Origin of the sequence: Dermabacter sp. HMSC08H10 (assembly GCF_001807585.1) — a bacterium.
GTDB classification, from domain to species: Bacteria; Actinomycetota; Actinomycetes; order Actinomycetales; family Dermabacteraceae; genus Dermabacter; species Dermabacter hominis.
The window spans coordinates 1-18,716 of the sequence record NZ_KV789417.1 but is presented as its reverse complement, the minus strand read 5'-3'; the positions used below and the strand labels follow the sequence as shown (position 1 = coordinate 18,716).

Below are 18,716 nucleotides of genomic sequence, written 5' to 3'. Positions count from 1 at the left end.
GCGAGGAGCTCGTGAGGGTCGAACGGCTTATTGATGATCGTCACAAGTGACTGAGTTCCGAGACTCAGTGCTTGGGCGAAGCGGGCGAGGTTACTTCGATCTCGCCACTGACGATCTGCTTCTGGAGGTCTTCGACTTCCTTCTTCAATTCTGCGGGGATCTTGCTATCGAACTCGTGGTAGGGAGCAAGACCGACGCCACCGTTTTCGAGGGTGCCCACGTACGGCTCGTTCGTGAACTTGCCTTCGGCAGCCTCCGTGCCGGTCGTCTCGACTGCGGCTGCAATCTCCTTCATCACCGAGGTGATGATGACGTCCTTCGCGTCGGGGTTGGTCTCCACGCCATCGGAGTCAACCCAGACAACCATGACGCCCTCCTTTTCCTTCGCGGCCGCGAGGGTGCCTGCACCGACGGGGCCCGCGACGGGCATGATGATGTCTGCGCCCTGGGAAATGAAGCCTTCGGTCAGGGCCTTACCCTTGGTCTGGTCATCGAAGTCGCCCGTGAACGAGCCGTCTTGGCTGTCCTTGTTCCAGCCGAGGAGCTTGACGTTCGTGCCGTGCACTTCGTTGTACTTTGCGACGCCATCGGCAAAACCGTCCATGAAGATCGTCACCGAGGGGATCTTCGCACCACCGTAGGTCGCAACGGTGCCGGTCTTGGTGGTACCAGCAGCCACGTAACCAGCGAGGTAGGCCGCCTGAGCGGTATCGAACGTGATCGGCTTGACGTTATCGACCTCGACGGGGTTGCCGTCGGCATCCTGAGCGGTCGAGTCGATGATGGCGTAGTGGGTATCGGGGTTTGCTTCGGCCTCAGTCTTGAGGGTCTGCGAGAAAAGGAAGCCAACGGCGTAGATGAGGTTGCAATCGCCCTGCACCATGTTTTGCAGGTTCGGCGAGAAGTCAGCTTCGCTCGACGACTCGGCGGTCTGCACCTTGTAGCCCTTGTCCTCTTTGAGAGTCGTGAGGCCGTTGAAGCCTGACTCGTTGAACGACTTGTCGTCGAAACCGCCCGAATCGGACACCATACAGGCCTTGAAATCGCCGCCCTTTCCAGCACCCGAATCGGAGCCGGACTGTTCGGGCGGGGTGCCGCAGGCGGAAAGAACGAGGGCGCCAGCACCGAGCAGTGCGGCCGCGCGGGAAAGGGACTTCACGATTGCCTCCAACGTGAGGGGACCAGTTGAGGGTACGCCCGGCGGGTCCGGGCGTCCTCCTCCTAATGTAACGCTCCGTTAACCTGAATGCACTCCCAGACTCGGAATCTGGAGAGCATCCGTCAGAAGCCTATAAAAGGCCCTCCAGTCCCTCCGCTTCTAGGCGCTTCACGAGTGCCCCGACGTCTTGCGATTTCGCCTCGTCCACGACTAGCAAAACGTCCCCTGCTTCGACGACGCTAATGCCATTGAGACCAACCAGAGCGATTGGGCGTTTGGAGTTCGAATACACGCGCGCCCGAGAATCCACACTCACGACCTTGGCGGTCCCCGCGACATCCACGCCGCCCTCGTTCTCCTTTTCGCCGCGCGCCACTCGCGCGAGCGCCCGAAAGTCGCCGATGTCGTCCCACGCGAAGCTCGCGGGCACGACGGCGACCGCCCCGCGCGAGGCGAGCGGCTCCGCGAGCGCATGATCAATCGCGATCGGCTCGAGGCTCGCCCAGATCGCTTTGCCCTCCCTCGAAAGCTCTCCCCCGGTCCCCTCGAGCGCGAGAGCTCGTGCGGCGTCGCTGATCTCGGGATGGAGATCGTCGAGGGCTTCTAGCAGCACACGCGCCTTCACAACAAACATCCCCGCATTCCACATGAAACGTCCGCTTCGCACGAACTCGTCAGCAGTTGCGGCGTCCGGTTTTTCGACGAAACGGGCGACGTTTAAAGCTCCCGCGGAGCGCAGGGCAATCGCGTCCTCATCGGCCGCATCTGACGGGCAGGTCTCGATGTACCCGAAAGCGCTCGACGCCGACGTGGGTTCGATCCCGATGGTCGCGAGATAGCCGAGTTCCGCAGCGGCGATCGCGCTGTAGACACCCTTCCAGAAGTCTTCCTTCGGTGCGATCACGTGGTCAGCGGCGAAGGAGCCAATGATGGCACCGGGGTGCTCGCGCTCCGCAAGCGCGGCAGCCCACGCGATCGCTGGCATCGAGTTTTTTCCACTCGGCTCGAAAAGGATCTGGGCACCATCGCCAACCTGCGCGGCGACTGCCTCACGGTGCGCACGCCCCGTCACGATAATTGGCCGCGCCGAGGACAGGGGCGCGAGACGCTCGAGAGTGTTGATGAGGAGACTCGCACCATTGCCCTCAAGGTCAAGGAGAAACTTCGGGTGGCTCTGACGCGAAAGCGGCCAGAGCCTCGTGCCCGAGCCTCCAGCCGGAATGACGGGAATAAACGGGGAGGAGGTGGTCATAGGCCAAGGCTAACGGAGCTGGTGCGTCAACGCTGAAAGAGACTCTGCCCGACGAAACCGCCCTCGCGGCACCCGGGAAGGACCACAAAAACAGCCGAGCCAATCGGCGTCGTCCATGTATTGAGCAAGTCACCGTCGGAAAGCCGCTGTTGCATGGGGACGAACTGTTCGTCGACGTCGCGTTGATAGCTCACGAAAATAAGCCCGGTATTCGAGATCTCGCTCCCGGTGGGTGCGTCGTCGTAGTTGAAGGGCCGTCGAAGAATCTGCTCATGCTCGTGGTGCGTACCGTCGTCCGCCAACCTCGCGCGCCGCATATGGGAGTATTCGCCGATCACGTGAAAACCGTGCTTGTCTTTCGCGGCAAAATCGGCTTCGCCGTTTTCGCCTGGCCCACCGGCGAGCGGGGAGCCGTCGGACATCCGTCGCCCCACGGAAAACTCGCGAGCCACGCGGTCCGCACGGTCCCACTCGTCAACGTCCATCGCGATCCTGCGCACCACCATCGAACAGCCACCGGCGAACGGACCATCGTTGATCCACACGTGCGTGTCGAGACCGCTCCCCTCGGGGTTCACTGTCCCGTCAATCTGCCCAAACAGATTCCTTTGAGACCCCGTGGGGGCAGCAAAGCGCGCATTCCTGAAACCCTTTTGCACCCAGGTGAGCGTGCAGAACGCGCGCGAATCCTTGAGCAGCATCCGTTGAGCGTGGGCGAGCGCGATCGGGTCGTCCGATTGCAGGGCGATCAGCACGTCTCCGCCCGACCAACGATCCTCGAGCCTATCGATCTCAAACGCCGGCAGCGGCCTCAGCCACGAGGGCGGCTCAACACCGGCGAGCGCAACCGCCTTCTCACCGAGCGCAAACATGACCCGGAGCCGTGCGGGCGCATCGGCGAGTTCGGGCTCCGTGTCGGCGAGCGGGGCACGCCCCTGCGTCAGCCTCGCAGCATCGTCGCTTAAGAGCCTCAGCATTCGTTCGAGGCCGCTTCTATCGGTTTCCGGTCGAAGGCCAAGGGCGATGAAGACCCCGTGCGCGAGTGGTGGCTCAGCGATGCCCGCCTGGTGCGGGCCATAAAAGCTCTCGCGCGCCTCGCCCACGATGCGGCGCTTGTCGAGCTCCTCCTCGGTAGGGATTGGTGCCGTGCGCTCGGGATTCTCCTCCGCTGAGGCGTGGTACGCGCTCGCCCCCGCAGCGCCAAGACCGACTCCCGCAGCTCCTACGAGGCCTGCGGCGAGAAAAGCTCGCCGGTCACCATCGGGTCTCACTGGCCGTCGTCACTGCCCATGTCGTCATAGTTTTCCTCCGCGCCCGCGAAGTCCTTGACGACTGCGGTGAAGTCCACGTCATCCATCCCCTCGATTTCGAGGGTGAGCGCGATGCTCTCGCCAGCGGCAAGGGGCTTCGTCAGCCCCATGAGCATGATGTGGGGGCCACCGGGTTCGAGCATGAAGCTCTCGCCGGCCTTGAGCGTGAATCCGCCCTCGGCTTCGCGCATCGTGCTCTTACCGTTTTCTGTCACAACCTCGTGGAGCATGCACATGTCCGCCGCATCGCATCGCGCGCCTGTGACCTGCACGCTCTCCTTTGCACCGCCCGCATAGGTGAGGGACGCGAAGACTGCCGTCATGTCCGTGTCAGCGGGGTCTGCTGCCTTCGCCCATGCGTCGGTCACCTTCACGCTGCCATCGTGAGCATCCGTGGCCTCCGACGGTTGCTGCGTTTTCGATGGGGCGTCCTTCTCGGGCAGTGCCGAGCATCCGGCGAGGGCAACCATGCCGAGACTCGCGAGCCCTACAAAACCACGGCGATTGATACTCCACCGAGTGTTCACCACTGTCACATCGCTTTCTGCCAGTGCCCCCAGCCTTCGCCGGGGGCACGCCTATCTTTTTCTGCTCGAAATTTACTCGTAAGTCACGACGAGTGGGGCGTGATCACTCCAGCGCGTGTCGTAGCTCGCAGCCCTGTCGACGCGTGCGGACACAGCCCGCGTGGCGAGTTCCTTCGAGGCCAGGTGGTAGTCGATCCTCCAGCCCGAATCGTTATCGAAGGCTTTCCCGCGCTGCGACCACCACGTGTACGGCCCGGGCACATCGCCAGCGAGCGCGCGGTGCACATCAACCCATTCCCCCGCCTCAAGCAGGCGATCGATGTAGGCGCGCTCTTCGGGAAGGAAACCCGCGCTCTTGAGGTTGCCCTTCCAGTTCTTAATGTCGAGGTTCGTGTGCGCGATATTGAGGTCTCCCGTGAGGAGCACGTGGCGCCCGCTCGCACGCAATTCCTCGAGGCGCGACCAGGCGCCCTCGAGCATCTCGTACTTATCGACCATCGTTTGAGGCTTGTCGACGTTGCCCGAGTGCATGTACATGGAAATCACGGTTAGGTCCATGCCGTCGCCGAGTGCGTCCTCGACGTCGAGTTCGAGCCAGCGGCCGGTGTGCGAATCCGCCTCGAGGTTGGGAAGCAAGCGTCGGACCTCTCCCACGTTCGCTCCTTCGAGCCCCTCGCGCACCGCAATCGCAACCCCCGCGCGGCCCTTGAGCATCGAGGCGTGTGCGGCCGACCGCCACCCCTGTCCCACGAGTCCCTCGACGAGGTCCTCGGGAGCACGCACCTCCTGGAAGGTGACGACGTCTGCGCCGCACGAGGCAAGCCACTCCCCCATACCTTTGCGAGCCGCCGCCCGAATGCCGTTGACGTTAACCGTCGCCACCGTGAAAGTCACACTTACTCCTTCATTCATCCACGGGCGCGCTCGCGCCCGATTTGACGGGGAGGAACCCGCCCCACGAAGGACGGGTCCCTGCCGTCAGTCACCCCACGATCGTTCTACACAGTGAACGTGCAAGGCAACTCGGGTATCAGCGCTTAGCCTTTTCGGCTTCCCACGCGCGCTCGGCCGACTCGACAACGTTCTGCATGAGCAGCGCGCGAGTCATGGGTCCGACGCCACCCGGGTTCGGGCTGATCCAGGCGACTTTCTCCTTAGCAGCGGGCTCGACATCGCCCTTGATCTTCTGCTTACCCGTTTCCGGATCCGGTTCACGCGTTACACCAACGTCGAGCACAACGGCATCGTCGCGAAGGTCGGCCGCCTTCACGAGATGTGGCACCCCGGCAGCGGCGATCACGATGTCGGCCTGCTTGAGGAGCTCCGGGAGGTTCTTAGTGCCAGTGTGCGTGAGGGTGACGGTCGCATTATGCTCGCGACGCGTGAGGAGGGACGCGATGGGGCGCCCCACCGTCACGCCACGGCCTACGACGACAACGTGCTTGCCGTTGAAATCGATACCGTGACGCTTCGCGAGTTCAATCGCGGCGCGCGGCGTGCACGGCAGCGGGGTGGTGATGGGCTTGTTGACGTTGAGCACGAGTCGGCCAAGGTTCACGGGATGAAGACCATCGGCATCCTTTTGCGGGTCGATGTACTCGAGAACCGCGTCGGTATCGATGTGCTTCGGCAAGGGAAGCTGCACGATGTAGCCCGTGCAGGCCGGGTCGGCATTGAGCTCATCGAGGACTGCGAAGAGTTCCTCCTGAGTCGTCTCCTCGGGCAGGTCCTTGCGAATCGAGTTGATGCCGATTGCCTCGGAATCGCGGTGCTTACCGGCAACGTAGATCTCCGAGGCCGGGTCCGCGCCTACGAGCACGGTCGCAAGGCCAGGGCGAACCGCGCCTTCAGCAACGATCTTCTCCACGCGTTCGCGCAGTTCTTCCTTAATGGTCTTCGCCGTGGCCTTACCGTCAAGAATTTGTGCAGTCATAGCGTCCTTACTCCTTGCGTCGTGAGTTCTCAGTATTGGGTGAGGTCGGCGTACAGGGGTGTGTTTTCCGCGAGTGTGCGAACGCGCCCTCGGAGCTGCTCGACATCCCCCTTGCCGGTAAGTGCGGTCGCGATGATGTCGGCGACCTCCGTGAATTCGCTCGCACCGAAACCACGCGTCGCAAGCGCCGGCGTACCAATGCGAAGACCCGACGTCACGCGCGGCGGACGCGGATCATTCGGGACCGCGTTGCGGTTCACGGTGATGCCGATCTCGTGGAGGAGATCCTCGGCCTGCTGCCCGTCGATCTCGGACTTGCGGAGGTCAACGAGTACAAGGTGAACGTCGGTACCGCCGGAGAGGAGCTCGATGCCGGCTTTCTTCGCGTCAGCCTGACCGAGGCGTTCAGCGAGAATCTGCGCGCCCTCGAGCGTGCGCTTCTGGCGTTCCTTGAACTCGTCGGTCGCGGCGAGCTTCAGTGCGACCGCCTTCGCAGCGATCACGTGCATGAGCGGGCCGCCCTGCTGGCCAGGGAACACCGCCGAGTCAACCTTCTTCGCGAAATCCTGCTTGGCGAGAAGAAGGCCCGAGCGTGGACCCGCGAGAGTTTTGTGAACGGTCGTCGAAACGACATCGGCAAACGGCACCGGGCTCGGGTGGAGACCCGCGGCCACAAGACCCGAGAAGTGCGCCATATCGACCCACAGCTTCGCGCCAACTTCATCGGCGATCGAGCGGAAGGCTTCAAAATCGAGCTGACGCGGGTATGCCGACCACCCCGCAACGATCACGTTCGGGTGTGCCTCGAGCGCTTGCGCGCGCACACGATCCATGTCGATGCGGCCGGTCTCGGGATCGACCTCGTAGGCCGCGATGTTGTAGAGCTTGCCCGAAAAGTTGATCTTCATGCCGTGGGTGAGGTGCCCGCCGTGCGCGAGGGAAAGCCCCATGAGGGTGTCGCCAGCACTTGCGAGAGCATGCATCACAGCCGCGTTGGCGGACGCGCCCGAGTGGGGCTGCACGTTCGCGTGGTCAGCACCGAAAAGAGACTTCGCACGCTCAATTGCCAGGTTTTCCGCGACGTCCACGAACTCGCAGCCACCGTAGTAGCGCTTGCCCGGGTAGCCCTCGGCGTATTTGTTCGTGAGAACCGACCCCTGCGCCTGAAGAACCGCCCGCGGGACAAAGTTCTCGCTGGCGATCATTTCGAGGGTGGTTTGCTGACGGTGCAGTTCCTGATCGAGAACTTTGGCGATCTCCGGGTCGACCGTGGCAATCGATTCGCTATGCGTGCTCATATGCGCTCCTTCGCGTACTAAGACCTATGTCCTGCTCGAGTGTAATCACTTAGTGAGCCAGGCAACAGCGCAAGATGAGCAAGCGTCGACTCCGCGTCTACGCACCTATCCGAACATTCAGACGCACCGGCTCAGGTTCGAGCCACACCCCGAATCGATCGTGGACCACGGAGCGCACATGGTTCGCAAGCTGCGCGATGTCTTCGCTCGTTGCCTCACCGCGGTTAGTGAGGGCCAGCGAGTGTTTGGTCGACAGCGCCGCACCGCGCCTTTCCGGCGTGAGTGTGAATCCCCTTTCGAGGCTCGAATGACTGATGAGCCAAGCGGCACTCGTCTTAATTCCGCCCTCAGCCTCGTAACGGGGCGCTGCCTCAGGCAGCCGCGCAGCCTCCTCGTGCGTGAGAATCGGGTTCGTGAAGAAGCTTCCCGCGCTCCACGTATCGTGATCGCCCTCATCAAGGACCATGCCCTTGCGCGCACGGATGTCAAGGACGGCCTCGCGAACCTCGCGCATCGGCGCGCGCTGCCCCGGCTCGATGCCGAGTCGCTCGGCAAGCTGCGCGTACCTCACGGGAGCCGAGAGGGAGCCGAGGTGGTGCTGGAAGGTAACCGAAAGCACCACGTAGCGGCCGGTCGCGCCGCCACCGGGCATCCGCGTACGTTTGAAGATCGAGTCTCGGTACGCGAACTGGCAGTCGGCAGCAAAGAACGTCCGAATCGTATTCTCGAGCCGATCCCACGTGCGTACACGAGTGATGACAGAGGACACTTCCTGCCCATACGCGCCGACGTTTTGCACGGGAGTGGCGCCCACCGTTCCCGGAATGCCTGAAAGCGCCTCGATCCCAATCATCTCGCGCTCGACCGCATACGCAACCGCGGCATCCCACGTGGTCCCAGCGAAGTATTCGACGCTCGCACCGCCGCAGGCAGGCGCAAGTGGAGTGCGGTCTTCGACCCGCGCCTCGCCTGTTGCCGACACCTCACAGGTCGCATCGATCCACGTCGGGCTGTCCTCACCGACCGCGCGTACAACGGTTCCCTCGAAGGGGGCGTTCGACGCGACGAGATTCGAACCACCGCCCAGGACGAGCAGTTCCTCGCCCGCCGCATCGGCGTCGCGCACGGCAGCGATCAATTCCTCTTCGGTGCGTGCCTCGACGTAGTGCTTGATCTCGCCACCGATGCGAAGAGTCGTGAGGTCCGAAAGCTTCACGCGAGCCTCACCACCGCGCGGCACTTCGTCAGCACCTTGTGCCCGTCAACACTCGCCGTGATGTCAATGCGCGCGGTGCCCTCTTCAGGGGTCACAAGTCCGACGGCTGCCTCAATATCAATGTCGACGCCACCGAGCGCAGGCACCTCGATCGGGCGCGTAAAGCGCGTCTCGTACGACACGAGTCGGCCCGGATCACCGAGCCAATCGAGAACGGGGGCAATCACGGTGCCCATCGTGAGCATGCCGTGTGCGATAACGGAGGGAAGCCCTACCTCGCGTGCGAACGCATCGTTGTAATGGATCGGGTTGAAGTCGCCAGAAGCACCCGCATAGCGCACGAGGCTGTCGCGCGTGAAACGTCGCGTCTCACGTGCAACGACATCGCCCTTTGCGAGGGTTTCGAGCGTGGGAGTGGTGGGAGTGGTCATGATGTCGGTTAGCCTTCCTCGCCTCGAACAACGAGCGACGAACGGACGCTCGCGACATGCGCGCCTGCCTCATCGGTAAAGTCCACACGAGTCGTCACCATCGCGTGCGGCCCAACCTGCTTGAGAGCTTCGACGGTGAGGCTGGGAGTGAGTTCGTCGCCTGCCACAATCGCGCGGCTGAGGGCGAATGACTCCTCGGAGTGGACGACGCGCGAAAAGTCGATTCCGGCTTCCGGGTCGTTGATGTAGCGTGCCTCTTCTGCCTGGGCGAGCGTCACGAGAAATGTGGGCGGCGCGATAATCGCGTCGTAGCCCGCGGCGCGTGCAGCATCCTCACTCACCGTGAGGGGATGCGTGTTACCGGTAGCGGCGGCAAACTCGCGGATCTTCGTTTCCGACACTCGCACGCGCGGGCCACTGTCGTACACGCGGCCCGCGAAGTCAGGATTCGGCGATGCCATTGGTTCTCACCCTTCGATCGGTTGTGCGGCCCCCTAACGGCACGCATAGGTTCTCATCGTATCCGGTCGCTCAGCGCGGCCCGTGGTGGTGCGCCCCGGACCGTACTGCACAGCAAAAAGCCACCCTCGTGAGCGGCTCAGCGGAGGGGTTCCGTAGAGCACACCCGGGGTGGCTTTTTGATGAGTATGTGCGTATGGATCAGCGGGTTTCGCGGTGAACCGTGCTGCTGGCGCACGTCGAGCAGTACTTCTTGAGCTCGAGGCGGTCAGGGGTGTTGCGACGGTTCTTCTTGGTGATGTAGTTGCGGTTCTTGCAATCTACGCACGCCAAGGTGATCTTAGGACGCACGTCAGAGCTTTTTGCTGCCATGACTCGCCTCTTTCCGTTTCGCGCGCATCTTGCATACGCGGGTCCTATCGCCTGCGTCATGCAGGCACGTCAACACGCCAGGGAAACCTGGAGTGGTACCGAGGGCGGGGATCGAACCCGCGACCTCACGATTATGAGTCGTGCGCTCTGACCGTCTGAGCTACCCCGGCTTGATCGGAACTGCGGCCCGACACCGATGCTTCGGTGCCGGGCCGCCATCCGATCAGAGCCCTGAAAGGGAATCGAACCCTTGACCTTCTCCTTACCATGGAGATGCTCTGCCGACTGAGCTATCAGGGCAACGCGTGAAAACTTACCGTGTTTTGCCAGCCTAGGCAATTTGGGAAAGTCCCCGGTGCGGCGGATCACAGCCACTTTCGTGGAGGTGATCTGCGTGGCAGGTGAGGGATTCGAACCCCCGAAGGCTGAGCCGTCTGATTTACAGTCAGATCCCTTTGGCCGCTAGGGTAACCTGCCTTGCTCGCCGAATACGCCACCTCTTTAGGTTTCATAGCGCGAAGCGAACCTGATCAATACTAGCGATCCTTTACGCTTTCGTCCACGCAGATTGACTGCTGGGAGCCGTGTTCCCTCTCACAGGATGTGCACGTGGCCAAGCCGGACCTTTCCGTGGGTGGGCGCCGCAGCCGTTTGAACCGCGGCGCCCACCATTCTTTCCCCTTCTCTTCCCCCCTCGTCCTCGCGTGCGTCCCCTCTGTCCCATGGTGCACCGCTCTTTCGCCAAGCGTGCACCTCCCCCCTTCTTCCCTCGTGCACAGGGCGTGAAACCAAAGAGAGCCGGTGAGGCTGCGTACGCTAGCTTGCAGCCGAGGCCTGCATCTGCTCGGCCGCCTCTTGCTTGACCTGCTCACCGTGCGTGCGAAGGTTCGTCAGTAGCGCTTCGATGCTCGTCGCAAGGGCCTCGAAGTTCGCGACGAACGCGTCGCGATCCTCTCCTACCCATTGGGCGGCTTGGACGCTTTCACGTGCGGTGTTCAGAGCAGTCGTGGTTGCCGTTGCGAGCGAGACGAGGCCCTCGCCCGTGGAGACGCCCTGTTCGGGCGACATACCGATAAATGTCGTGTTCATGTTTCCCCCTTGAGTCGTGTGTAGAAGCGTGTGTGCTACCCGGCGCTCGAGGCAGCGCGCTGTTCTGCTACCTGCCCGCGTGCGTTCTCGGCCAAGAGCCCGAGCCTCGCGGCATTGTCGTCACCCGCGTGGGCAAGAGTGCCCAGCTGCGCCAGGAAGTTTTCACGGTCCTCCCCGGCCCACTCGAGTGACTGGACCATGTTCACCGCGTTACTACCCGTGTCACGGAGCGAAACGGCAAGCGACTCGAGCTCAACCGCCATGGTCTCAACGCTCCCGGGATCCATTCCCTTCATCATGGTGTTTTCCCTTCTCATGTCGTCTACGACGGTCGATTTCCGACACCTTCACGCTACGGCCTCAGCGCCCACGAACATTCTGTGGAGCTCGAGCGGCTGGCTCCGATGTGGATAACGAACAGAACTTTTCGACGCTCGTTGTGGCTAGTGCACCACGCTCGAGGCCCGACGTTGCTCTGCCGCCTGCTCTACCAGTGCAAGGGCGAGTTGTCTGAGCATGTCGCTCACGGTCAAGAGGTGAGCAGACACCTCATGGCCGCGGTTGGCGAAAGTCTCGGCATCGGGGCCTTTCCAGGAGAGGGCACCGATGAGGGTATGAAGCTCCTGCCCCGCATGCCTCCAACTTTCTGCGTCGAACCGTAAGAGTTCGCTGAGCCGCTCGACTGCGGCTGGATCCATTCCTTCACCCATGAGGTGTGCTCCTTCGTGATTGTGGTGTGTGGTGGTCTCGAGTCATTGATGGTGCTGTTGTCGTGTCGCGCAGTGCGTTCGCCTCCGCTAAACGGAGTCGCGATTTATGCCGCGCAGCTGCGTGCCACGAGCGAGGGGACGATAAGTCGACACTCGTGCCCTTCGACAAGCCAGGCAACATCAGGGGTGCTCACCCATCTCGTGCGAGGCGGAGTGCGGCCGAACACGGTAAACACATCCGTTTCGCTCGCTCCGAGAACAATGCCGCAGCCCGACTGTGCGAGTGCCGGCCCCACGGATCCGAGCCTCGAAAATGAGCCGCCCTCGAGCCCGCCATAAATACATGCACCAGCACCGAGTGCCCCGCGGATAGCGGAACCCAGCTCGGGTCCACCGCCGTCGGATTCGAGAGCTTTGATGTCCTCGAGGAGAACGAATGCCGCAGCTCCCATGCCCTTCGCCCGCTCGAGTAGGTATCGCGGATGCTCGGCATCGCTCGAGGCACGAGCAGGGACACGTAGGACTTCACGATCGTTGGCGAGGTGCGCAAGCGACTCGAGCAGCGCGAGGCGCTCATGAGCCGCGCCTCCCAACACGAGCCCTCCGGTCGTAAGCGGGAGCGAAACCGGTGTTCCTTCAGTATGGGAGAAACCTACAAACCCTCGCCGCGGATCGCGCACGAGCTCTCGAGCCTCGCGCACGTCAAGCAACCGCCGGGAAAGTGTAAAGGCCTCGAGACATGCGCTCCGGTCACGCTCCTCGCGCGCGCATGGGTCAGCAAAGAGCGCGACGTGAGCCTCGAGGCCACCGATACTAGCCCGGCCAACGGGTGCCGCATCGGTGAGCCTGACGGCCGGCCCACACAGGGCATAGTCCTCGGGCCGCGAGAGTCGATGAATGATTCTCTCGGTGCACGATGTTTCGAGGCTCCGTGGAAGTTCGCTGGGGCCCGTGGCCCCGATAACCAGGGTGAGCTTACGTGCGCGCGCCGTGCGGGCAATGGCGCCGAGAAGCGAGAGCATATCTTCGCGACCGCTCGGATGGGCCTCGTGGCATAGGTCCGCGAAAGAGTCGATCACGAGCATCGACGCTCGAGAAGGAGTCTCAGTACGAGCAAGGTGACGGAGCAGTCTTAGGACCGAGGCGGTGTCGTCGCCCCTTACATATGCGACGGCGTGGGACTCGTCGATGAGCACGTTGAGGCCTCTGCTTGCCGAATCGATGACGAACACTCTAGGCCTGTCCTCTACCGTGCGGGTCGAGCGCACGATGCTCACGATGCTCGTACTCCGCCCAGTTCCGGAGGCGCCGTAGACGCCATATACGGATCCGGACTCTCCCACTCGCGCGACCGCGCGGCGTTGGCGAGCCGGATCATCAAGGAGTGCGAAAGGCGCTGGGAGCCCCCACTCCTTTGCGAGCCCCTCGCCCGCGTAGTTTTCCTCGAGCGGCGGCAACCACGGGGAGCGTACCCTGGCACCAGTCCGTGACCATTCGCCGATCGCCTCATCCACGATGAGGCGCGCCTCCGTCCGCTCTCGCGTGTGTCCCCGCGTCAGCGCGGCCGTCGACCGTTTCGGCTCAGCATCCCAATCGCGAGGCACGCCCTCGATGTTCATAGCCGGGACAGGAGTGACCGCGAGCCTCGAGGACCGGTCACTTTCTCCGCGCGAACCAGAGTACGCCATCTGCACCTCGCGCTGAAGGCCCGCTCCCACCGCGCTCACGACGGCTCGGCCCGGGGTGTCAAGGGAGATCTGAGCGGCTGCCTTTGACCCGATGACGTCGATTGAATCGGCGGCGTCGCTCAATCGAAGGGCGATGCGCAGGCTTACATTCGCTCGAAGTCGTTCGCTCACAATTCCTGCGGGGCGTTGTGTCGCGAGAATGAGGTGGATCCCGAGTGAGCGGCCTCGCTGAGCTATGTCGATAAGCCCGTCGAGAAACTCCGGGTAGTTGTCGCGCAGCGCGGCAAACTCATCGACAACGATCACGAACGCGGGCAAGTCAGTGCCGCCGCTGTCGGCGTACTCGTCGCTGTCCTTCGCTCCGATGCGAGCCAACATCTCTTCCCGGTAGCGAAGCTCCGCCTTGAGCGACGTGAGTGCACGTGTCACGAGACCGGGGCTGAGGTCCGTGACAAGCCCAGTGCAGTGCGGCAACCGCGCACACTCCCCGAGTGCAGCCCCTCCCTTGTAGTCCACGAACAGGAAGGTGAGCCGTCGCGGCGAATACCGAAGAGCGAGACCCAGAACCCATGACTGCAAGAACTCCGATTTCCCCGATCCCGTTGTGCCCGCCACGAGCGCGTGTGGCCCCCACGCGCGCAGTGGGATGGTGAGGGGGCCTGTCTCGCCGTACCCCACGAGAGCATCGAGGGTGAGGGTTTGCGCATGGTCGCTCACGTGCCATGCTCGGGCGATACGGTCACGGATGTGACGACGTTCGGTGCCGTTCACTTCGAGGAGTGACACGCTCGCGGGGATCGCTTCACTACTGCCCTCCCTTGTACGGGCATCAACCAAGGGGGCCAGGCGGCGCGCCCATGGGAGAATCGCCTGCTCTCCCACCCCCTCGAGAGACTCGAGAGTCACAGGGGCGGTACGCCCTCGATGCCACAGCACTGCACCGCAAGCCAATGTTTCGACTAAAGCCGCGCACACGCCCGGCACGTGCGAGCTGTCCCCCGACGTCACGATCAGACGAGGCCCGATCTCGTCATGTGCCTCCCACGCCTCCGCGAGGATTGCGAGAGACGTAAGCTGCGCCGCGGTCGGTTCAAACGCGACAATGACGACATTTGCTTCTGTTATGTCCTCCACTGCGCCCGGCATGCGCCGCGCGGCCCACTCCGCAACACTTTCGTCGGTTTCGAGGACAAGCACGCCTCCTGCGCCGGCTCGCCGGACGTGGGGAAGCCAGGCGAGATTTCGTGCGCTCGCGTTAGCTGCGGGAGAACTGACGAGGGCGAGGCGAACGTCGGAAGGGGAATGCCGCCCACCCAGCTGTACGGCAAGAGCACGCGCAAGCGACATGCGTCCTTCACCTGTGATGCCAAGCCCGCGAATCTCACGCAGGGAGATGGTCACTGGCGCGATGACGGTTGAGCCTTGCTCCCGGAGCATATCCAGCTCACCCCTCAGAGCACGCGGCCCTTCCGCCCCGGCTTCCCCTTTGAAGCTCACCGAGCTCGAGATGCGGCCAGTGCCGAGTCGAAGCACCATAAAATCGCTGTGCTCGTCGCGAAGCGCCCACAGATCTCCAGTTTTGGGCGAGTCCCACTGGAGAATGGCCCTTGCCGACGGGAGCATCGCCTCGAGGCGCGCTTTCTCCGTTTCGTGCACACCGTGTACCTCGGCTCGGGTCTCATCAAGTGCTGCGTCAAACTCGCGAACAGCACCCAACCATTCCCTACGCACGCGGGCGCGCTGGGACCAGTAGTGCGCGAGCGCCATCGCTGGCATCGCAATCGCAAAAATGATGACAAACGTGCTCCGCGTGAGCGCGTACATGACGCCAGCGAGCATGAGCGGTAAGAACAAGCTCACCAACGGAACTGGCGGTGACGAACCGCGCCGCGGCACACGCGGCAACGCGATCTCCACGTCCGCTTGCGTGAGCTCAATTCGAGAGGGCGGAAGATATGCGCGCGCGGGCGCATCGTCGACTACGGCCTCCGTGCCCGGCCTGTGGCGAGCCCTGACACGCCACGGCCCCACCTGGGCATAGGAACCAGGCGCGAGACGAATCGACGCTTCCTCCCCTTCCCCCTCGCGACCTATCACTGCCCCTTGAGCAGGGTGGACCCACACGTCGATGCCCGCCTCAATATACGCATGCGTACTCGAGACTCCCCCGCCCTCAAGAGTAAGCCAGCAGGTCGAGGACGATCCCAGCGACGACAGCCCCACATCGAGAGCACACACGCGCTCCACGCCCTCGCTTTCGGCCACGAGTTCCCACGACGAGGGCACAGACTGCCGTAGCTCCGGGCGGGCACCCGGAGTGCGCACAAGCTCAAGGCTCATGCCGGATACCAGCCCAGACGTATGAAGCGAGACCTCGCGGGCGAAGAGCGTGCCCGGCACCCCCTGCGTGCTCCCTGGCGCAATGCGCAGGGCATAGCCATCGCCCTCAAGGCCGAAATGATGCCGCAGGCGCTCGGAAAGTTCCCCCGTGGTTACGGTGGCATCTGCGGCGATCTCCAGCACAACGGGAGGCTGTGAGGAAGCGCTAACCTCGACTATCAGCGTCACGGGCCCGCCTCCTTTCAACAGCCGTTACCTCCTCAAGAATCGCGAAGATTCGGGATATGCCAAACCCCGCCTTTCACGATTGTGAAAAGCGGGGTTGTGTGCGGCACAAGGCGAGGTGCGTCAGGCGCCCTCGGGGCGCTCCTGTTCGGCCTCGAACGATCCGTCGGCTTCTGCGCCGTCACCGCGATCGCTTTGGTCACCGGTGTCAACCTCGCCCTCCAGCTGCGCAGTCGCAGCGTCGTCGAGCGCATCTTCGTCAGCGACCACGGGCAGTTCAAGCCGGTCGACGGTCGTGAAAATATGCTCGCCGTACACTCCCGCAGCATCGGGTGCAACGGCGCTCACAACGACCGCCGTCGCATTGTCACGCCCGCCATGGACAACGGCCGTCTCCACGATGCGCTGGGCTACAAACTCCGCTTCCGAGGTCTCCTGAAGCATCGTGTGAAGCTCGCCGTCGCTGACCTCTCCGGTCACGCCGTCACTACACACGAGGAAGCGGTCACCAAGACGAACGGGAATGAGCCAAAAATCGGGTCGCGTATCGGGGCCAGCGCCGAGGGCGCGCGTGATCATATTTCGATAGGGGTGGACGCGGGCCTGGTCAAGCGTAATCTCGCCGCGGTCCACGAGTTCTTGCACAACTGAATGGTCGACGCTGATCTGCGAGAATTCACCGTCGCGGAGCATGTAGACGCGGGAATCGCCGAGGTTCATCACGAGCCAGTGGGGCTCAGATTCGTGAAGCGTAAGTGCAACCATCGCGACGGTCGTGCCTGCGCTACGCCCCGAGTCATCGTCGAGGCTTGCAATGCGCTCATAGGAGCGGACCATGGCGTCGGCGATGTCCTCGAGCTCTACGTAGTCGCCACCGGCGAGTGAGGCGAACTCATCCGCGACGATTCCGCTCGCGACTTCGCCGGCGTTGTGGCCGCCCATCCCGTCGGCGACGAGAAAAATCGGGTCGTAGGAGATGAACGAATCCTCGTTGACAGAACGCACGAGACCAACGTCGGTTGCGCCTGTCGAGGCCACACCGAAATCTCCCCCGTGCCGTTCGGCACGCAATGAAAGGTCTGCTGCATTCACGAGTTGGTTCACATCACCTTGGTCGAGCACGGCGTGAAGGCCGAAACGCTATGAGCGCATTCGGGCCGTACAGCCGCGATAAGGAGGCGCCGCGGGAACTCAGCACGCGGTACCTGGAGCGTACTCAAGCATAGCGAGAAGCGATGAACGGTGCAGGCGCACACGCCCCTTACGCACGGCGCCTTACGAGAGACACGGTAAATGCAGTGAGAGCATCCCTTGCCGCGCCTGCGGGAAGTGCTTCGACAAGAGCGAGAGCGCGATCAGCATAGCTTTCAGCAAGCTTCTCGGTTTCGTCAACGACATTGTGTTTCGCCAGATGGCTGACGACCTCGGCGAGACGTTCATCGCTCGAGAGATCACCGTCGAGCGAGGACAGCAATGTTGCTGACGTCGTGTCGTCGGGGTGCTCGGAAACATGAGAGCGCAAGAGGAGAGTGGGCATCGTGGGCACGCCCTCTCGCAAATCAGTTCCAGGAGTCTTGCCGGACTGCTCGGGCGTTGCGCGGATATCGATCACGTCGTCGGCAAGTTGGAAGGCCACGCCAACGGCCTCGCCGTATTCACGCATGGTTTCCACCACCTGCGCAGGCGCGCCGGAGATCATCGCACCGAGAACACCGGCGGTCGCAATGAGCGAACCTGTCTTGTTCGAGAGCACGTCGATGTAATGAGAAAACGGATCGTCACCTTCAGTGGGACCCACCGTCTCGTTGAGCTGCCCCAAACACAGGCGCTCGAAGGTATGCGCGTGGACCGCGACGATGTCCGAGCCGAGGCCTGCGCTTATTGCACTCGCGCGCGCTAGGAGAAAATCCCCCGTGAGGATGGCGATGTTGTTACCCCACACGCGATGGGCAGCTTTCGTACCACGACGGGTTTCTGCGCCATCCATCACATCATCGTGGTAGAGCGTCGCGAGATGGGTGAGCTCGACGAGCGCACCGGCGTCAACAAGTTGAGGCGCCGATAGATCGCCGAAAGCAGCAGCGAGCATGACAAGCACAGGACGCACACGCTTGCCGCCGGCCTCAAGCAGGTACGGAGCGGTGGCCCGCATCATGGGGTCCGACGTGGAGACGGCAGCGCGCAGCTTATCTTCGACGGCCTTGAGCCTGCTCTGGATCGCTTCCGCAAGGGAAGGGTCGATGTCATCCATCGTGAAGCTCGCCATCACTGTCCTTTACCTGACGGGCCCGTTCCCTGCGAACGAACTACAGACGTTAACTCTATCGGGATTTGAGGCTGCGTGCAGCGCAAGGGTCGCCTGCGGCGCGCGCGGATGGGGAGGGTCACGCTAGTGCAGAAGCCAGCAGGGATTTCCGATGGTTTCCGAATAAAAAAAGAGCCCCGGTCCTACGACCGGGGCTCTCGATGAATAATTTCGGCGGTGTCCTACTCTCCCACACCCTCCCGAGTGCAGTACCATCGGCGCAGTTAGGCTTAGCTACCGGGTTCGGAATGGAACCGGGCGTTTCCCCAACGCTATGACCACCGAAAAACTTTCGACGATGCTGCTCGAGGCAGCGACTCTATGAAATTTTAATAGCGCCTTCGTTCTTCGTCGAACGAAGCCAGCTGAAGAATAGTTCGGCGGTGTCCTACTCTCCCACAC

The 18,716-nt window shown here is 62.8% G+C and carries 17 protein-coding genes, 3 tRNA genes and 1 rRNA gene; all 21 read right to left on the bottom strand.

Annotated features, from left to right (window positions below):
• Positions 1–64: 64 nt before the first annotated feature.
• The 21 genes from HMPREF3176_RS02075 to rrf all read right to left on the bottom strand — a co-directional run bounded on the left by HMPREF3176_RS02075 (position 65) and on the right by rrf (position 18,600).
• Positions 65–1,159, bottom strand: coding sequence for a BMP family lipoprotein (locus HMPREF3176_RS02075; RefSeq protein ID WP_016665052.1), 1,095 nt, complete (start codon positions 1,157–1,159; stop codon positions 65–67).
• A gap of 130 nt (positions 1,160–1,289) precedes the next feature.
• Positions 1,290–2,411 (bottom strand): mannose-1-phosphate guanylyltransferase, encoded by a 1,122-nt coding sequence (locus HMPREF3176_RS02070; RefSeq protein WP_070457801.1) that lies wholly within the window; start codon positions 2,409–2,411, stop codon positions 1,290–1,292.
• A gap of 26 nt (positions 2,412–2,437) precedes the next feature.
• Complete coding sequence (locus tag HMPREF3176_RS02065) at positions 2,438–3,682, bottom strand: Dyp-type peroxidase (protein ID WP_070457799.1); 1,245 nt, start codon at positions 3,680–3,682, stop codon at positions 2,438–2,440.
• Positions 3,679–4,191, bottom strand: a complete 513-nt coding sequence (locus HMPREF3176_RS02060) for a copper chaperone PCu(A)C (protein ID WP_016665055.1) — start codon at positions 4,189–4,191, stop codon at positions 3,679–3,681. The genes HMPREF3176_RS02065 and HMPREF3176_RS02060 overlap by 4 nt, the downstream gene beginning before the upstream one ends.
• Positions 4,192–4,320: 129 nt before the next feature.
• Complete coding sequence (locus HMPREF3176_RS02055) at positions 4,321–5,142, bottom strand: exodeoxyribonuclease III (RefSeq protein WP_016665056.1); 822 nt, start codon at positions 5,140–5,142, stop codon at positions 4,321–4,323.
• A 136-nt stretch (positions 5,143–5,278) separates the two neighbouring features.
• A complete protein-coding gene (locus tag HMPREF3176_RS02050; protein ID WP_016665057.1) occupies positions 5,279–6,181 on the bottom strand; it encodes a bifunctional methylenetetrahydrofolate dehydrogenase/methenyltetrahydrofolate cyclohydrolase in 903 nt (300 codons plus the stop codon).
• A 29-nt stretch (positions 6,182–6,210) separates the two neighbouring features.
• Positions 6,211–7,479 (bottom strand): serine hydroxymethyltransferase, encoded by a 1,269-nt coding sequence (gene glyA / locus HMPREF3176_RS02045; RefSeq protein WP_070457798.1) that lies wholly within the window; start codon positions 7,477–7,479, stop codon positions 6,211–6,213.
• Positions 7,480–7,576: 97 nt separating this feature from the next.
• On the bottom strand, positions 7,577–8,695 hold the full coding sequence (locus HMPREF3176_RS02040) for a UDP-N-acetylmuramate dehydrogenase (protein WP_070457803.1): 1,119 nt from the start codon (positions 8,693–8,695) through the stop codon (positions 7,577–7,579).
• Positions 8,692–9,126: a MaoC/PaaZ C-terminal domain-containing protein gene (locus HMPREF3176_RS02035; RefSeq protein ID WP_034374023.1), complete on the bottom strand. Its 435-nt coding sequence runs from the start codon at positions 9,124–9,126 to the stop codon at positions 8,692–8,694. Before HMPREF3176_RS02035 ends, HMPREF3176_RS02040 begins: the two co-directional genes overlap by 4 nt.
• A gap of 8 nt (positions 9,127–9,134) precedes the next feature.
• A complete protein-coding gene (locus HMPREF3176_RS02030; protein WP_070457796.1) occupies positions 9,135–9,587 on the bottom strand; it encodes an FAS1-like dehydratase domain-containing protein in 453 nt (150 codons plus the stop codon).
• Between the two features lie 199 nt (positions 9,588–9,786).
• A complete protein-coding gene (gene rpmG / locus HMPREF3176_RS02025) occupies positions 9,787–9,957 on the bottom strand; it encodes a 50S ribosomal protein L33 (protein ID WP_016665062.1) in 171 nt (56 codons plus the stop codon).
• 93 nt (positions 9,958–10,050) lie between these two features.
• Positions 10,051–10,127, bottom strand: a tRNA-Met gene (locus HMPREF3176_RS02020).
• A 57-nt stretch (positions 10,128–10,184) separates the two neighbouring features.
• A tRNA-Thr gene (locus HMPREF3176_RS02015) sits at positions 10,185–10,257 on the bottom strand.
• 95 nt (positions 10,258–10,352) lie between these two features.
• A tRNA-Tyr gene (locus HMPREF3176_RS02010) sits at positions 10,353–10,434 on the bottom strand.
• A 339-nt stretch (positions 10,435–10,773) separates the two neighbouring features.
• Entirely contained in the window at positions 10,774–11,046 is a 273-nt protein-coding gene (locus HMPREF3176_RS02005; protein WP_016665063.1) for a hypothetical protein, read from the bottom strand.
• Between the two features lie 35 nt (positions 11,047–11,081).
• Positions 11,082–11,345, bottom strand: a complete 264-nt coding sequence (locus HMPREF3176_RS02000) for a hypothetical protein (RefSeq protein WP_070457795.1) — start codon at positions 11,343–11,345, stop codon at positions 11,082–11,084.
• A gap of 144 nt (positions 11,346–11,489) precedes the next feature.
• On the bottom strand, positions 11,490–11,756 hold the full coding sequence (locus HMPREF3176_RS01995; protein WP_070457793.1) for a hypothetical protein: 267 nt from the start codon (positions 11,754–11,756) through the stop codon (positions 11,490–11,492).
• Positions 11,757–11,860: 104 nt separating this feature from the next.
• Positions 11,861–16,012 (bottom strand): FtsK/SpoIIIE domain-containing protein, encoded by a 4,152-nt coding sequence (locus tag HMPREF3176_RS01990; protein ID WP_070457791.1) that lies wholly within the window; start codon positions 16,010–16,012, stop codon positions 11,861–11,863.
• A gap of 120 nt (positions 16,013–16,132) precedes the next feature.
• The gene (locus tag HMPREF3176_RS01985) at positions 16,133–17,113 is read right to left on the bottom strand and encodes a PP2C family protein-serine/threonine phosphatase (protein ID WP_168161934.1); all 981 of its coding nucleotides are present in this window, start codon (positions 17,111–17,113) and stop codon (positions 16,133–16,135) included.
• Between the two features lie 157 nt (positions 17,114–17,270).
• Positions 17,271–18,275 carry a polyprenyl synthetase family protein gene (locus tag HMPREF3176_RS01980; RefSeq protein WP_070457787.1) on the bottom strand — a complete coding sequence of 335 codons (1,005 nt, stop codon included), beginning with the start codon at positions 18,273–18,275 and terminating at the stop codon, positions 17,271–17,273.
• 208 nt (positions 18,276–18,483) lie between these two features.
• A 5S ribosomal RNA gene (gene rrf / locus HMPREF3176_RS01975) occupies positions 18,484–18,600 on the bottom strand.
• Positions 18,601–18,716 lie beyond the last annotated feature (116 nt).

Bases quoted from the DNA above. Each gene is read 5' to 3' on its own strand.
- HMPREF3176_RS01980 (WP_070457787.1), bottom strand. From the start codon at position 18,275: ATGGCGAGCTTCACGATGGATGACATCGACCCTTCCCTTGCGGAAGCG.
- HMPREF3176_RS02070 (WP_070457801.1), bottom strand. From the start codon at position 2,411: ATGACCACCTCCTCCCCGTTTATTCCCGTCATTCCGGCTGGAGGCTCG.
- rpmG (WP_016665062.1), bottom strand. From the start codon at position 9,957: ATGGCAGCAAAAAGCTCTGACGTGCGTCCTAAGATCACCTTGGCGTGC.
- HMPREF3176_RS01995 (WP_070457793.1), bottom strand. From the start codon at position 11,756: ATGGGTGAAGGAATGGATCCAGCCGCAGTCGAGCGGCTCAGCGAACTC.
- HMPREF3176_RS02000 (WP_070457795.1), bottom strand. From the start codon at position 11,345: ATGATGAAGGGAATGGATCCCGGGAGCGTTGAGACCATGGCGGTTGAG.
- HMPREF3176_RS02005 (WP_016665063.1), bottom strand. From the start codon at position 11,046: ATGAACACGACATTTATCGGTATGTCGCCCGAACAGGGCGTCTCCACG.
- HMPREF3176_RS02060 (WP_016665055.1), bottom strand. From the start codon at position 4,191: ATGGTTGCCCTCGCCGGATGCTCGGCACTGCCCGAGAAGGACGCCCCA.
- HMPREF3176_RS02050 (WP_016665057.1), bottom strand. From the start codon at position 6,181: ATGACTGCACAAATTCTTGACGGTAAGGCCACGGCGAAGACCATTAAG.
- glyA (WP_070457798.1), bottom strand. From the start codon at position 7,479: ATGAGCACGCATAGCGAATCGATTGCCACGGTCGACCCGGAGATCGCC.
- HMPREF3176_RS02035 (WP_034374023.1), bottom strand. From the start codon at position 9,126: ATGACCACTCCCACCACTCCCACGCTCGAAACCCTCGCAAAGGGCGAT.
- HMPREF3176_RS02030 (WP_070457796.1), bottom strand. From the start codon at position 9,587: ATGGCATCGCCGAATCCTGACTTCGCGGGCCGCGTGTACGACAGTGGC.